General features: G+C 51.5%; 17 protein-coding genes. 10 read left to right on the top strand and 7 right to left on the bottom strand.

Annotated features, from left to right (window positions below; translation table 11 throughout):
• Positions 1 to 5: 5 nt before the first annotated feature.
• Positions 6 to 476, top strand: a complete 471-nt coding sequence (nudB, locus tag OXI60_09025) for a dihydroneopterin triphosphate diphosphatase (protein MDE0309954.1) — start codon at positions 6 to 8, stop codon at positions 474 to 476.
• A gap of 309 nt (positions 477 to 785) precedes the next feature.
• Positions 786 to 1040, top strand: a complete 255-nt coding sequence (locus OXI60_09030) for an accessory factor UbiK family protein (GenBank protein ID MDE0309955.1) — start codon at positions 786 to 788, stop codon at positions 1038 to 1040.
• A 46-nt stretch (positions 1041 to 1086) separates the two neighbouring features.
• On the opposite strand, the gene OXI60_09035 is transcribed toward OXI60_09030, so the two are convergent.
• Positions 1087 to 1629 carry a c-type cytochrome gene (locus OXI60_09035; protein MDE0309956.1) on the bottom strand — a complete coding sequence of 181 codons (543 nt, stop codon included), beginning with the start codon at positions 1627 to 1629 and terminating at the stop codon, positions 1087 to 1089.
• Between the two features lie 317 nt (positions 1630 to 1946).
• On the opposite strand from OXI60_09035, the gene OXI60_09040 reads away from it, so the two are divergent.
• Genes OXI60_09040 through OXI60_09065 form a run of 6 tightly spaced genes read left to right on the top strand, consistent with a single transcriptional unit; the run spans position 1947 to position 7250 of the window.
• Complete coding sequence (locus OXI60_09040) at positions 1947 to 3128, top strand: YeeE/YedE family protein (protein MDE0309957.1); 1182 nt, start codon at positions 1947 to 1949, stop codon at positions 3126 to 3128.
• Positions 3129 to 3146: 18 nt separating this feature from the next.
• On the top strand, positions 3147 to 3578 hold the full coding sequence (locus OXI60_09045) for a hypothetical protein (protein MDE0309958.1): 432 nt from the start codon (positions 3147 to 3149) through the stop codon (positions 3576 to 3578).
• 9 nt (positions 3579 to 3587) lie between these two features.
• Complete coding sequence (locus OXI60_09050) at positions 3588 to 4700, top strand: biotin/lipoate A/B protein ligase family protein (GenBank protein MDE0309959.1); 1113 nt, start codon at positions 3588 to 3590, stop codon at positions 4698 to 4700.
• Positions 4697 to 5677, top strand: a complete 981-nt coding sequence (locus tag OXI60_09055) for a radical SAM protein (protein ID MDE0309960.1) — start codon at positions 4697 to 4699, stop codon at positions 5675 to 5677. The genes OXI60_09050 and OXI60_09055 overlap by 4 nt, the downstream gene beginning before the upstream one ends.
• Positions 5678 to 5710: 33 nt before the next feature.
• Positions 5711 to 6802 carry a radical SAM protein gene (locus tag OXI60_09060; protein ID MDE0309961.1) on the top strand — a complete coding sequence of 364 codons (1092 nt, stop codon included), beginning with the start codon at positions 5711 to 5713 and terminating at the stop codon, positions 6800 to 6802.
• Positions 6803 to 6854: 52 nt separating this feature from the next.
• Positions 6855 to 7250: a RidA family protein gene (locus OXI60_09065; GenBank protein MDE0309962.1), complete on the top strand. Its 396-nt coding sequence runs from the start codon at positions 6855 to 6857 to the stop codon at positions 7248 to 7250.
• A 19-nt stretch (positions 7251 to 7269) separates the two neighbouring features.
• Here the strand turns inward: OXI60_09065 and OXI60_09070 are convergent, their stop codons facing one another.
• Complete coding sequence (locus tag OXI60_09070) at positions 7270 to 7923, bottom strand: thiol:disulfide interchange protein DsbA/DsbL (protein ID MDE0309963.1); 654 nt, start codon at positions 7921 to 7923, stop codon at positions 7270 to 7272.
• On the opposite strand from OXI60_09070, the gene OXI60_09075 reads away from it, so the two are divergent.
• A complete protein-coding gene (locus OXI60_09075; GenBank protein MDE0309964.1) occupies positions 7922 to 8098 on the top strand; it encodes a hypothetical protein in 177 nt (58 codons plus the stop codon). The genes OXI60_09070 and OXI60_09075 overlap by 2 nt on opposite strands.
• On the opposite strand, the gene mpl is transcribed toward OXI60_09075, so the two are convergent.
• The 3 genes from mpl to OXI60_09090 form a co-directional block, all read right to left on the bottom strand.
• Positions 8095 to 9453, bottom strand: a complete 1359-nt coding sequence (gene mpl / locus OXI60_09080) for a UDP-N-acetylmuramate:L-alanyl-gamma-D-glutamyl-meso-diaminopimelate ligase (GenBank protein ID MDE0309965.1) — start codon at positions 9451 to 9453, stop codon at positions 8095 to 8097. The genes OXI60_09075 and mpl overlap by 4 nt on opposite strands.
• Positions 9450 to 9992, bottom strand: a complete 543-nt coding sequence (locus OXI60_09085) for a hypothetical protein (protein MDE0309966.1) — start codon at positions 9990 to 9992, stop codon at positions 9450 to 9452. The genes mpl and OXI60_09085 overlap by 4 nt, the downstream gene beginning before the upstream one ends.
• Before the next feature lie 163 nt (positions 9993 to 10155).
• Entirely contained in the window at positions 10156 to 10407 is a 252-nt protein-coding gene (locus tag OXI60_09090) for a hypothetical protein (protein ID MDE0309967.1), read from the bottom strand.
• A gap of 67 nt (positions 10408 to 10474) precedes the next feature.
• Here OXI60_09090 and OXI60_09095 point away from each other — a divergent pair, with 67 nt between their 5' ends.
• Entirely contained in the window at positions 10475 to 11581 is a 1107-nt protein-coding gene (locus tag OXI60_09095) for an HRDC domain-containing protein (GenBank protein MDE0309968.1), read from the top strand.
• Between the two features lie 13 nt (positions 11582 to 11594).
• Here OXI60_09095 and OXI60_09100 read toward each other — a convergent pair whose 3' ends face one another.
• Together OXI60_09100 and OXI60_09105 are read right to left on the bottom strand one after the other, a co-directional pair.
• Complete coding sequence (locus tag OXI60_09100) at positions 11595 to 13115, bottom strand: fumarate hydratase (protein MDE0309969.1); 1521 nt, start codon at positions 13113 to 13115, stop codon at positions 11595 to 11597.
• A gap of 38 nt (positions 13116 to 13153) precedes the next feature.
• The gene (locus tag OXI60_09105) at positions 13154 to 15124 is read right to left on the bottom strand and encodes a DUF349 domain-containing protein (protein ID MDE0309970.1); all 1971 of its coding nucleotides are present in this window, start codon (positions 15122 to 15124) and stop codon (positions 13154 to 13156) included.
• Between the last annotated feature and the right edge of the window lie 132 nt (positions 15125 to 15256).

Genomic DNA, 15256 nt, shown 5'->3' on the forward strand with positions numbered 1-15256 from the left:
AGTGAATGAAGCCGGATTCGGACAGAAGAAATCGTCGGCCCGAATCGGTACTGGTTGTGGTGCACACGACGGACAATCACACACTGCTGTTGAAACGAACACCACCGCGAAGTTTCTGGCAGTCGGTCACCGGCAGCATGATGTGGGGAGAGTCCAGGACTGAAACCGCGATTCGAGAACTTCATGAGGAAACCGGTCTAGTGACCAAGCTCAGCGAGTTACGCGACTGGAAACGAACATTCAAGTTCAGGATACCTCCAATATATCGACACCGATACGAAGAGGACGTTCAGTTGAATCGGGAGCATGTGTTTTCGGTTCTGCTTCCGACCCCCAGACCGGTTGTACTGCAACGTAGCGAACATATCGAATATCGTTGGGTTGACATCCAGACAGCCCGGGACCTGGTGTGGTCGTGGTCGAATCGAGAAGCGTTGGAGATGATCGAATCGGCTGAGAACCTGGTGTCGGGATAAGACGTCGTGTATGCGGCGCGGCGAGCCAGTCTGCCAATCGAATTCTCCCGCTGCTCAGTGGCGGGCGAGCTGAGTGAAAGCAACACCTTGCCATTGATCAATGATGACAGAGGCACGGCCGAATGCGCTTCATGCTGCGTTGAACCCCATGGGATACAGTAGAATATTCTGATGTCGACTTAGTGTCTGTACGCGGTGGTCTCCTGTGCATTGTGCAACACTCGAAACTGACCGTGTATGGTGTAAATCCGAGCGAAAAAGTAGGGAAAGCTGATTCTTGAGTAAAATTTACTTCATCGGAACCTGCAAATGACTAAACCACTTCCAATCGAAAGTATCCTGGCCGCGGTATCATCGTTCTTGCCTGCGGAATTGTCGGCTGACATCAAGAAAAACGTGATCGGATCAGTCCGATCCGCTCTGGAAAACATGGATTTTGTTACCCGAACGGAAATTGAGGTTCAGGAAACTGTATTGAGACGCGCCCGCGAACGAATCAGTGAGCTGGAATCGCGAATTGAACTACTTGAAGCGCAAATGCCTGGTGACTCTTCGCGTCAATGAGGGTTGGGCGGATTGCCCCGCCAGCAAGGTTGAATTCAGGCGGATATTACTGAACCAGTTCAACCAGATAGTCGACTGCGGCTTGGACGTCTTCGTCGCTCAACATCGAAACACCGCCTTTGGGCGGCATGATGCCCCGCTGACCCTGAAAGCCGTTAATTGCGCTGTCATACAAGGTCGCTATGCCTTTTTCGATTCGCGGAGCCCAATTTTCCGCGTCACCGGGTTTCGGTGATCCGGTCAGCCCGACATCGTGACAGACGTAACAGTATTGTTTGTACACAGCTTCCCCGGGATGCCCGGCCGACGCTTCACTGTCACCGGAATTCATTGAGGAGGCTGCCGTGTCCGCCGACGCGGCCATTGCCACCGAAACACCTTCATCTGCGATTTCACCTACATTCAAATCTCCGATGGGTTGGGTTCTCTGCGCGATGACGCGTTGCGTATATTCTTCCGTCTGTGCTTGGAGTTTGTCATCCATCGAACCTCCGATCACAACACCGAGTGTGATCAGTACCAGAGTCAGTACGATCAAGGCGATGATCATCTTCGAAAACGATTTTACGAACTGGGCATCAGTCATCATGGCGGTATTTCACCTCTTGCATCTTTCGTTCACACAGGAACCTGCCGAATCAGTCAATTGACACATGTTGTGGAGCAATCCACTCATGGCTATCGCATGGTTGTGGGCATTATATTCAAGTAGGTTGCTCGAGTCTCACAGATAGCGTGCACGATCACGACAGATTGAACCGGTTGGCAACATTGCGAAATACCTCTCTGATTGTGAAGCCAATTGTTGAGTGAGCACGCAATTCGGAATGTATAATTTTTTTCCATCATGCAAATGCTGACACGTCAAGGTAAGAATTCTTGGATGCCCTGATCGGAGTTCCTGTGTTGGTTGGATTTTTCCTGACCTCAGTGATTTTGGGAATCACCATAAGTCGAACCAACTTCTGCACGATGGGTGCGGTTTCGGACTGGGTCAACTTGAACGACCGCGGCAGGATGGGAGCCTGGTTGCTGGCAATCGCCTCCGCCATGGTGGTAGTCTCGTTGCTTGAGGCGGTTTCATTGTTTGAGCTGAACCAGCAAAGACCGCCTTATCGATCGGCAACATTTGCCTGGCTTCGCTATTTGGTTGGCGGACTTATGTTTGGCGTCGGCATGACACTGGCGGGTGGATGCGTCAGCAGAAATCTCGTCAGACTGGGTGGCGGAAACATCAAGTCGTTGATCACGCTGATTATCGCAGCGGTTTTTGCCTATTTCATGACGAAAACCGTGTTCTTTGAGATCGCATTCTATAGCTGGATGCACCCGCTCTCTATTGATCTGGCATCAATCGGAATACCCGCTCAAGACATCGGTTCGATCCTGTCGGCAATCTTTCCCGCACTCAGCAAGCCTGTTGTGCATGTATTGATCGCGCTGGCGGTCGGTGTTGCGGTAATTTTCTTTGTCGCAAAGACCAGCGGTATTCAAGGCAATATGCTGAATATCGTTGCAGGTTTGATGATCGGCGGCTGCGTTACCGCTGGATGGTACCTGACTTCCGGTCCACTTGGATTGGAATGGGCGGAAGCCGCGCAGTGGGCAGACAATCCGCCGGTCGGAGTCGGCATGCAGTCGTTTACGTTTGTCAATCCACTCGGGGAGTACATCAGCCTGGTACTGGAGCCCGGCGGTCTTTCGACGTTGCTCACTGTCGGCATGCTGGCGGCAGCAGGGCTGGTTATCGGTTCACTTGCTCATTCACTGGTGAGCAGGAATTTTCATGTTTCATGGTTCGCGTCATTTGGCGACTTTACCGCAAATGCCATCGGTGGGGTATTGATGGGAGTTGGCGGAGTTTTGGCGCTTGGCTGTACGATCGGTCAGGGCGTCAGCGGCATATCGACATTGGCACTGGGGTCGTTCATTACGCTGGCCGCGATCATTTACAGTTGTACCGCAACATTGAAGTACCAATTCTACAGGCTGGTTTACGACGACGCGAAGGTTTCCGATGTGTTCGTCACCACATTGGTGGACATTAGATTGTTGCCGAACACAAAGCGGCGACTCGATCCGATCTGAACGACAGGGGGATAGAACATGTCTGAACTTTCATCTTGGCTGCCAACCGATCGGCTGTATGACGAATCATCGTATCTTTGGGTCAAGGAAGAATCGGAAAGTGGAAATTTACTGGTTGGAATCGGGCATCCGACTATCGAGTCTCTCGGAGAGCTATCCTACCTTACACTTTCAGGCCCCGGAACTGAGGTCAAGCGAGGCGAATCGGTAGGATCAATGGAAGCAGCGAAGATGACCGGCGAAATTGTGAGCCCGGTCAGCGGGACCATCGTTCGACGAAATGAGCGAGTGCTGGAAGATCCGCGTACCGCAGGTGGAGACCCTTATCGCGACGGCTGGCTGTTCTCGATTGCACCGACATCCTGGGACGAGGACAAGTTTCGTCTGCTCGATTCCGGAAGGTTCTATGACACCCTTCCCGAAGACTTGCGCGGTCCCGCGTCAAATTGACTTGTTTTGGTGAAAGCTCGACTACTGACAGACGACTCGGTTGACGATCAGACCGGATTGTCAGTCGACGATGCGCTGGCTCGCATCAGTTCGGCAGCGTCATCGCTTACACTGAGACTCTACACCTATCAGCCGTGCGTGCTCGTGGGTCGGTTTCAGCACGTCCGCGACGAAGTTGACCTTAATCGATGCAGGGAACTGCGTGTACCCGTCAATCGTCGCCCGACCGGGGGAGGTGCGATCATCATGGGACCTGAACAATTGGGAATCGCACTGGTGGTTCCGCCGGACAGCAGGGCTGTCGGACGAAAGTCGGCGTCGCTGATGCGGGATTGTGCGAAAGGTATCGTGAGCGCACTTCGTAGTTTTGGTGTTGAAACTGAATTCCGAGGAAAAAATGATCTGGTTGTTTCAGGCAGGAAAATCGCGGGCTTGGGCCTTTACCAGGCACAGGGTGGCGGAATCCTGTTTCACGCATCGTTATTGCTTGATCTGGATATTCAATACATGCTGACAGTACTCAAGACCGCATTTGGGAATACACCCGACAGGGGCCTGGATACCATTTCGCAGCGCATTGCGACGCTTCGCGGCGAGGTCAGTCCAGATGTGTCCATATCGGACTTGACACAAGCGGTCGAACTTGGATTCGCCAAGGAGTTTTCAATTGATTTTTACCGCGGACACTTGAGTCCGCAAGAGCGGATGCTGGCGAATCAGCTTGTCGCCAGTCAGTATGGCAGCCGGCAGTGGATATATCACAGTGGGGCCCGGATCAAGGACCGGGTCGGTTGCTATCGCCTCAGGACACAAGGTGGAACATTGGATGTCAGGGCAATTGTGGCAAAAAGCACCCTCAAATCAGTATTTGTAAATGGAGATTTTATCGCTGCGGAAAATGCGATTTCTGATCTGGAGAGTAGTTTGAGGTGGCACAAGACCGATACAGATGAATTGAACAGAACCATCGAGCGGTCACATCTAAGAAACAGGCAGTTTTGGGATCGAATATCGGCGGCAGACATCTCACAAGCGGTGCTGGGAGCGATTGGACGAATCGATAGTGATTGCGTTGATCCTGCGCCAAATTCGTGCTTTGTGCGCAGCGGGATGACGCAATGAGTCAGGCGGTTACCTTTATTGATAATCGAATTTCCGAGAACCATGCGGAATCGATCAATCTCAAGCTTCGAAAACGCAACTTTGGAGAACAGATTGTCTTTCATGCACCTGGCCTGAAGAAGTTCCGGACGGCCGAATACGATTGCCACGATGCATCTGAATTTGTAGCAGTCAGTGTCACTGGCGAAGCCTGTTCCCTGAATTGCGAGCACTGTAAAACCGGGGTATTGAAAGGAATGCATGACCTGCCATCGGTGAACCAGTCGTTGTATGAACTTTGTTCGAAACTGCACGATCAAGGTGCGCGCGGCGTCCTGATTTCCGGCGGTAGTGATCGGCGGGGCAGGGTTCCTCTGAAGAAACATATCGCTGAAATGATACGGATTCGTCATGAACTTGGGATGACGATCCGCGTCCATCCCGGCTTGCCCGATGAGGAGACCTGTTCAGAATTGGCTGATGTTGACATCGATGGCGCGATGATTGATGTGATCGGGCATGAGAGGACAATTCGTGAAGTCTATCATCTCGACGCGGATGTCGGAGATTATGAGGCGGTACTTGAGCGATTGGAACGTTACAGAGTACCTTGTGTTCCACACATCGTCATGGGATTGCATTTCGGCCAGATGCTCGGCGAGGAATATGCACTGGAGATGATTTGTCGTCATCAGTTCACAACTCTGGTTCTGGTTATATTGATGCCTTTATCGGGAACCCCGATGGCTGCAGTTCAACCGCCTGCACTGTCAGAGGTCTCCGAGTTTTTCGACCTGGTCAGAGGCCGGCTGCCAACCAGCCCGATCATGCTGGGTTGTGCTCGCCCGCTGGGAAAGGCCAAGGTACTGATCGATCGGGCGGCCATTGACTCAGGGTTGAACGGAATCGCCTATCCTGCCGACGGGATAGTCGAGTATGCCCGACATCGCGGACTGACGCCGAAATTCGTCAATGCCTGCTGTGGCGTCAATTGGTGAACAAGCAAGACAAGGGAGAAACGGATAGGATTTATGGCAACTACAGGAATACCGACAAAACTACAGGATCAACACTTTCAAATCAGTCCTGATTACGTTCGAATCAGCGTTGCCGCCGCCATTGAGCTTGGCTTGGCTCCTGGCAGAATCAATGGCTGCAGCTGCAATTGCATCAATCTGCTGCAGAATTATCCGCAGGGATGTGCAGCCAATTGCTCGTATTGTGGATTGGCTCGGGAGCGTCCGGGAATTGCTGAGGACAACAGTTTTATTCGAGTCGATTGGCCGCTGTATGAAACCGATCTGGTCGCCGAGAAAATCGCTGAGAAAGAATCTCGGGACACGGTGGGCAGAGTATGCATTGCACAGGTCCAGGATCATCGGGCGACCGAAGATCTGATCGACATGGCTTTCAGGGTACACCGCGCGTCGCCAATGGTGCCGATTTCCGCCCTGGTTACTGCGACACTCTTGTCGGAGGATGATTTATACAGAATCAAGGATTCGGGCGTCGACATAATCGGTGTGGGTTTGGATGCGGTGACGGCTGATGTTTTCGAACGAACTCGGGGAAGACTTGCGAAGGGCCCGCATCGCTGGGATCAACACTGGGAAATCGTGCGCGCCGCACGTCGAATCTACGGCCCTATGAAAGTCAATTGCCATCTTATTGTCGGACTCGGTGAAACTGACAAGGAGATGTTCGATATGATCTATCAGTTGAAACAAGAGCAGATTGCAGGATATCTGTTTTCTTTCAACCCTGAACCGGGAACACAAATGCAGCATGTTCCCAGGGCTCCATTGAAAAGGTGGCGACGAATTCAATTTGTCAAGAACCTGATTGAGGAACATGATCTGGAACCGACGGCACTTGAGTACGATGCTGCCGGAGCATTGATCGGAGTCAACTATCCAACGGACCCGGCAAGTCTGGTACTCCAAAATGGAGACGCGTTCATGACCAATGGCTGTCCCGACCGTCAGGGAGTGATGGCGTGCAACCGTCCCTATGGTTCCTACCGACCTGGCGAGGACTTCAGGGACTACCCGTTCTTACCGGATCGCGATGAATTGGAAAAGATCAGTGCGCAGACGCAACTGGAACAGATTCGGGCAACCTGACTTGCCGAAAAGCAGCGAGCAGGTGACAGACAACTGATCAAGGAGGTTGATTGTGGATAACAAGACGACTGAGCGCCGGCTGATCACATCCGGTTCAGTGTTTGAAGAAAAAGCCGGATACTCCCGGGCGGTATGTTCTGATCCGTGGGTTTTTGTTGCGGGTACCACTGGATTCAACTATGACACAATGGAAATTTCTGACGACGTCGTTGAGCAATGTCGTCAGACACTGCAGAACATAGGCAAGGTTCTGGCGCAAGCGCAAAGTGGATTTGAGGATGTGGTTCGTGTCACTTATATCTTTCCACACAGTGAAGACTTCGAGTTATGTTGGCCGGTGCTGAGGGAGTATTTCGGCGATATTCGGCCGGCATGTACGATGTACAGCGCAAATCTCGCCGATTCCAGAATGAAAGTGGAGATTGAGGTCACCGCGCTGAAGAGATAAGCACTGGAGAGGGGATTTTCTACCCGCCTTCTTCCTCCAGGATGCGCCGGGCCAGGTATTCCACAATTTCCAAGGCTCGTGAATCAGATCCTGCCATAGCCGGCGATGTTCTGTACTTATGCCCGACCACCAGAGTGGGAACAGAATTCACCCCGTATTTCTTTGCGAGCGCTTCGGCTTGTGCGACCTTTGATTTGGCCGCAAAGGAATGAAGAGTCTGTGTCAATTTTGCTGCATCCACTCCGTCCTGTGCGGCCGCCCATTTCTGGAACGACTCGACATCATTGATCCTCTTTCTCTTGACATGGATCTCATCGTAGAATTTTTGCATCAACACATCTTTCAACTTCAGCAAGTCCATGGCGTAATATACGTGGGCGTGGAACACCCAGCCATCAACCATCGCTGCCGGAACGTTCGAAAAACTGATTTCCTCAGGTATATTCCATTGAAGCAGCGTCGGTTCAAATCGAAAGCAGGAAGGGCAGCCGAACCAGAAAAATTCCATGACATCGACTTTTCCATCCGATTTTATTTTCGCGTCGGCGGCGATAGTGACAAAGTCTTTTCCCTCTTCGTAGTTCTGGGCCTGTGATGGTGTTGCAATGGACAGCACTGCAAAACCACAAAGGGCGATGCCGAGGAGGTGATTGCGAATTTGTTGATGTTTCATGGTCGAATTGTCCTGCCTGATTATCGGAATGCTGGTGCTTGGGATTCAGTATCACATGCTGATACGCCAAGGCGGTAATTTTCCTTTGCTTGCCGCCACTGCTTTGGGAGATTGTACGCAACTGGTTCGCGTGTTTTCCAAGAATGTCGTTCTGTATCAGTTAAGAAATGATTAATTCTGAGTCAGTGCTGCAACCAATCGCTTCTGAAGATTGTCGAATCCGCCATTACTCATGATCAGGACGCAATCACCGGTTCGCACCTCCTGAACCAGGTTGTCGAGCAACGTATTGACTGAGTTGTGAACAACGAAGTTCTGTATGGATTCCGGGACTTCCCAAATTACATTTGGGGGACGATACATGAAAACCTTGTCAGCGACCTCGAAAGCTTCAAACAGCTTTGTTCCATGAACACCCATGCGCATGGAATTGGACCGGGGTTCAAACACCGCAATCACTCGCTTCGGCGAAGTCAAATTTGAAACCGCGTCAATGGCTGATCGAATCGCCGTGGGATGATGGGCAAAGTCATCGAATATCTGAACGCCATTCAGATTCCCTAGAAACTCCAATCGCCGCTTGACGGGTTTGAATTCCTTCAGCGCATCGATCGCAACGTTCAAGTCGACTCCGACTCCGCAGACCGTGGCGATCGCAGCCAGCGCGTTTGCGGCATTGTGTCTGCCGGGAACGTCCCAACTCAGTTCGACAGTTCCATGCAGTCTTGAATGAAACATCAGATTCCGGTAATCGTCTGTCTGTGAATCTGCATACCAATCCGCATCCCGGTTACCGGAAATGCTGAACTGGACGATAGGCGAGAAAACACTGTCAGCAATTGTTTGCTGCAGGTAGTTCTCATCAAGATTCGCGATGACACTGCCCGAAGATGGTTGCAACTGTATGAAGTGCTGGAACTGCTGCCTGATGTCATCGATCGAGTTGAAAATATCTGCGTGGTCGAACTCGAGATTGAGGAGAACCGCATGGTAGGGCCGATAGTGAACGAACTTTGAGCGTTTGTCAAAGTATGCTGTATCGTACTCGTCGCCCTCAACAACAAACCACTCACCTGTCCCCAGTTTCGCTGCCGCATCAAAATTTTGCGACACTCCGCCGATCAGATAACCTGGATTGAATCCAGCGTAGTCAAGAATCCATGCGACCATGCTTGTCGTAGTCGTTTTTCCATGAGTGCCGGCAACGACGATTACTTTTTTGTTGCGCAGGATGTTTTCGGACAGCCATTGGGGACCGGATATGTATTCGATACCGAGGTTCAGCATCGCGTCAATTTCGGGGTTGGAGCGACTGATCGTGTTGCCGACCACCACCAAGTCCGGACGATCCTTCAAGTTGTCGGGATGGTAGCCAGTCGCAACTTCAATGTTCTGTTTGGCCAACAGATCACTCATAGGAGGATAGGCATTCAGATCCGATCCTGATACCCGGTAGCCCAATTCACGAGCAAGCAATGCGAGATTGCCCATGAAGGTACCGCAGATTCCTACGATATGCAGATGCGTCACGAAGTTCCAACCTCGAATGATTCAGACCCAACGACAGAAATGACGATGATCGAAGTCAGGATCGCGAGTCCAAAACAGATAAAGAACGCTTTCAGCTTGGATATTTCCAGGGACTCCTTGATAATCAGAACAGACACCGCGAGGCTCCAGATGCCGAACAGGACAATGACCATGCCACCCCAATAGGTTCCTTCGGGATTGGTTGTGGTACTTGACCACATGGCAGAGACCGGCAGAAACATCACCCCTTGAATCAGACAATCTGTACCGAACAATGCAGTGATCGTCTGCTTCCACCGCGCGATTCGGCCTGATATGCGAAGAATCGTCCACACAATTGCTGCTTCTATGACAATCTGCACGGCGACGGAAGGAAGAATTTCGTAGTATTCTCCAACCACATTCAGAAAAGAGGTTACGAGTAGCAGCGCGACCGCGTAGAAAACCACAAGGCCATACGATGCGGGCAGATTCTGTGGCTTCTCAGCAAATACCAGCATCTTCGAGATGATGAGAATGGAGTTATTCAACGACTGCATGGTCAAATCGGTTCGGACAGTACATAAATATTTGCATGAATGGCAGCGGATAAGTCAAGGAAACCAGAACCTTCGCCGGACTACGCTGAAATTTGGAAATTGGTTCCATCTTTCCACAGCGATGGTGACCTTGAATTATAAGCGATGAATAAATGAAAGAGATTCACAGACTCGGCAAATGCCGCCCTCGCTTCGAAGTCGGAGGCAACAAGGCCAGCATCAATTCGACAATGTCCAATAAAGTATAAAGTGTACCTATACTTCCCAACCAGTTGTTGAGGTAAGACAGGTCAACTGGCATACCCGCGCAAGCGACTTGGGCATTTCCCAGGTCGCTGGCGAATGTGTTCTCGAGTGTGGGGCGGGACATTGCAAACTGCAGATGCAGTTCGTTGGACCGTTGAAGATCGCTCATGGATTTGCGGTGTCGTCCGTATTCTGTCAAGACTTCCAACAGCAGACGATGTGCCATCCAAAATACTATGGAATTAATCGAACAACCGATTGCCGACAGCCAGACTCTTCAGCAATTGTGTAAGCGACTGCTTTCCGAAAGTGAGATTGCTGTCGATACGGAATTCACCAGAGTCAGGACCTACAGACCCCGACTGGAACTGATACAGGTGGCGACCGCGAGAATTGCTTTTTGTGTTGATGTACCGCAATGTGGCGACATATCTTCAGTCAAAGAGCTTTTGAGATCACCTTCAAGGGTGATCGTGATGCATTCAGCATCACAGGATCTGGAGATATTTCGGCAGCTGCAAGCGATTCCTCATCGATTGTTCGATACCCAGATCGCTGCCACGATGTGTGGTCACGAACGCGTCTCATACAAGGGTCTCGTCCAAGAACTGATCGGCGTGGAACTGAGCAAGGCAATGACCAGATCGAACTGGTCCGCTCGCCCTCTGTCACGAAAACAGATTCAATATGCGTTGGATGATGTCTGTAACCTGATTCCGTTGAAGTTGCTGTTGAGTCAGGAACTGGACAGGCTGTCGCGCCGATCCTGGTTGGTCGAGGAGTGCGGACGATTGTTGGAGAGATATCGAAAGGATATGATGGATATCGAAGTCTATGGCTCTTTCGATCGGGCTGCCAGACTGGGCATCGCCGATCAGCATAGGGTACGCGACTTGATGCTGTGGAGAGAAAGACGGGCCCGAAAGATTAACTTGCCAGTCCAATGGGTTGTTTCGGATGAGAACATTATGAACTTGGTTCAGGCTCGACCGAACAATGAAGGCCAGGTGGCAAAAGTAATAGGACTGAGGAAGTTCAGACAATCCGGATGGCTGACAGAGGTCTTGGGAATCCTGCATTCTCAGCCGGACCCCGCTTCTGAACCGGTTTGGAAGGACTGGGTTGAGCTTACCCGTAACGAGAAAAGACTGGTGAAGCAAGTCTTGCAGGTTGCAAGACAGTCAGCGAGTCAGCACCAGATCCCTTCATCCCTGATTTGTACACGCAAAGAGGCTGAGGCGATTGCTCGCGGCAAGCGCAAGGGTCGGGTCTTCAGTGGATGGCGTCGAGAACTTGTCGCCGATGCGATCCTGGATCTTCTGCCTGATCAGGAAAATGTGTAATCGGAAAATCCGCTCAGGCTACGGCAACAGGCAACTCAGAAATTATCTTGCGCCATTTTTTCGGGCCAGCGGTGTGGACTGAATTCCCGTCGCTGTCGACTGCGACGGTAACCGGCATATCCACCACATCGAATTCATAAATCGCTTCCATGCCGAGATCCTCAAAGGCAACAACACGAGCGGATCGGATTGCCTTGGAGACCAGGAAGGCAGCACCGCCCACCGCTATCAGATACACTGCGCCGTGACGTTTGATCGCTCTGATACCTTCAGGACCGCGTTCTGCCTTGCCAATCATTCCCAGCAGTCCGGTTTCCTGGATGACGCGATCGGTGTACATGTCCATTCGGGTGGCGGTAGTCGGACCCGCCGGTCCGACGGCTTCATCGCCCACAGCATCGACAGGTCCGACGTAGTAGATGAATCGATTTTCGAGATCCACATCTGCCGGTAATTTCTCTCCCCTGTCAAAAATTTCTACCATCCGCTTGTGTGCGGCATCTCTCCCGGTCAGGATCTTCCCGGAAATGAGCAAAGTGTCGCCGATCTTCCACTTTCGGGTCTCCTCCTTGCTCAGTCCATCAAGATTGACTCTTCGGGAATTGGAGTTGTCCCTTACTATGTCGGGCCAGATGTCCATAGACGGCTGCCGGAATTGCGCGGGACCGCTGCCATCAAGAGTGAAGTGAACATGTCGGGTTGCTGCGCAATTTGGAATTATGCTCACCGGCAATGAAGCTGCATGAGTTGGAAATTCCCTGACTTTCACGTCAAGGACAGTGGTGACGCCACCGAGTCCCTGAGCTCCGATGCCGAGGTTGTTGATTGCGTCATATAGTTTGAGGCGCAGTTGTTCAGTCGGCGTTTTTGCGCCGCGCTGCATGATCTCCTGAATATCGATGGGGTCCATCAATGACTCTTTTGCCAGCACCGCGGACTTCTCAGGCGAACCGCCGATTCCAACTCCGAGGATGCCAGGCGGACACCAGCCAGCGCCCAATTCCGGCACAGTTGCTACAATCCAGTCAACGAGATTCTGACCAGGGTTCAGAACGGTCAGCTTCGCCTTGTTTTCGGAGCCGCCGCCTTTGGCTGCCAGCGTAATGTCAACCTTGTCACCCTCAACCATCTCGGTGTGGACGACAGCCGGGGTGTTGTCTCGCGTATTGATTCGCATTCCCCATGGCGGGTTGACAACAGATGCCCGCAGCGGGTTTTCGGGGTCAAGATAAGCACGACGCACGCCCTCATCAATCATATCCTGTAACGATCGGTCCGTGTTCCACCGCACTGCCATGCCGATCTTTGCAAAGACCACTACGATACCGGTGTCCTGACATATCGGCCGGTGACCTTCCGCAGCCATTTTCGAATTGATCAGAATTTGAGCAATGGCATCCTTAGCCGCCTGTGACTGCTCTCGCTCGTATGCGGCCACCATGGCCTCAACGAAATCCGGAGAGTGGTAGTAGGAAATGAACTGAAGACCGTCAGCGACGCTCTGAATCAGATGTTCCGGTGAGATCGCGCCCATCACACTGTCCGAATTGTGATCTGCTTCATCTTTGGTTCTCAGGAACTCTTCGAAAGTTCCTCTCGGATAGTTGCAAATCTCTTGCTGAGCGATTCATACGCCTGCTCGGGAACTGCGCCGGTCAGCCAGTAGTTGACCAGCAAGTCTTGGATTTCGGTTTCCGGATCGGCGGTCGCTCCCTGATCGACCATTGCCGTTTTCAGGCGCAAAATATTGGTTTGCATGCGGTCCCGCGCAAATTCTGGCGGCGAGTCCAGTTTCGAAAGAATTTCCAGTTTCAGGCAGATCTCCTGTTTGATCTCAAGATTCCGCTGCCACTGACCTAAACGATCGGCGTCGCTGCCGTCACATATGGCACAGGCTGACTCGAACCGATTGCGGATCGCATTTTCAAATTCACCACATTGGTCCTTGAAACTATCCCACTGGTCTCGGTAGTGGTGCAGGTCCGGTGCTTCTTTCCCTTGAACTGCGTACAGTTCAAGCTCGTCGCACAACTTGGCCTTGGACTCCAGCACCGAGAGGACCGCTTCGGTCTCAAGTCTTTTCAATTCACGAATGGATTCCCGAAATTTTGAAACTTCGCGTTTGAATTCATGATCCAACGGACTTCGGGATTTCCTGCCGGGTGCACCTGCACTGTTCCATTTTCTTTGGATGGCTGAGACCTCGGACGCGTTGCTTTTGATCTGATCGATCGGAAGTTTGTTGATTTCCTGAATATCGGCAAGCAGTGCCTTTTTGGCATTGGCGGACTTGCGTTGTTTATCCTCGAATGATTTTCGGATTTCTGTCCGACGTTGGAATTGACGGTCGCAGGCAATGCGGAATCTGTCCCAAAGTTCATTTTCCGTTTTCTTCTTATCTCGCACTTTGACCGCTTTCCATTCCTGTTGCAGTTGCTTCACTTTCTCAGTCGCAACCTTGACAGGTTCAGAGTCGAGCGATTCGGCTTGTTCAATCAGACCAAGACGCAACGAGACTCCTTTTTTTCTCTCACGTTCAAGGTGTGGTTCAAATTTACCGATGACTTCTTCCAACCTCGCATTGGTCGAGTTCCAGTCTTTCTTGTTGAGAGGAACAGCCTTCTTCCACTTTTTTCTCACATCGCGAATCGTATTGGTGATCGCTGACCAATCAGGCTGGTTCCAGTCGACCGATTCGTAGTAATCCTCAAGCTGATTGGAGATCTGCTTTCGAATTTTCTTATTGGCCTTGCGTTGCTGTTTGTGCTGCTTGAAATAAGCCTTGCAGGGCTTGAACGCCTCTTCATAGGCGTTGGAAAACCTTTCCCGCATTGCGCGATTCGGAAAGTCACCCGCTTGAATCCAACTGCTCCAAAGTTCCCGCAATTCCTTGATCTGGCTGTTCAGATGCAGGGGGTTGCCCTCGTAACCAGCGAGATTTTCCAGTTTGGTGATCACATCGAGTCGCGACTGCTGTATCCCCCAGTGCCGCCAGTCCTTCAGTTCCCGTACCTGTGCGTATGTACTGTTGATTCGTTTCCTGACTTTCTTGAGCCTTTTCGAGTCAAGTTGTGAGTCAGTCAGAAGCGAGAGCTTGGCCTGGGCTTTTTCGTACAGTGAAATGCACTCTCGCAATTGGCCATTCTCCAGTTCCTTGCTCAGGCGCTCGCAGAGCGCTTCGACCTGTCCGAGGACGCAGTCAATGTCAGCTGCCTTGTCCCCGTCCGCCGTGTCTGAACTTGCAGTCGCCTCAGTGGCTGTTTGCTCTTCCACAGAGGCAACTTCTTCAGACTTGTCCGGCGATTCCGACTGAACCGGATCGGTATCGGACTGCTGATCAGATGCATCCGACACGTTCTCTTCCAACGTATCTGCATCGGACGTTGATTGAGGCTGCTCGGCAGCACTGATTGAGGACACTTCCTGGGTTTCGGGCAGGGCATTGTCAGAAGTCTTGTCTTCAGATGGCTGTGTTGCGGCGGGTTCCCCGCTTGGTGCCATGGATTCGGCCGGAAGTTCTTTATTCGGCTTGGAACTGTCCATTGTTACTGGCCTGGAATAGTTTGCGATTACTGTCGATTGATGAGGCGACATCATGGGGAGTTGATAACCGGCTCTGAAGCATGATCCCACTGTGTACAGCATGACAGAACCAATTGTTCAAATTTCTTTATA

The sequence above is a fragment of the Acidiferrobacterales bacterium genome (assembly GCA_028820695.1).
GTDB lineage: Bacteria > Pseudomonadota > Gammaproteobacteria > Arenicellales > JAJDZL01 > JAJDZL01.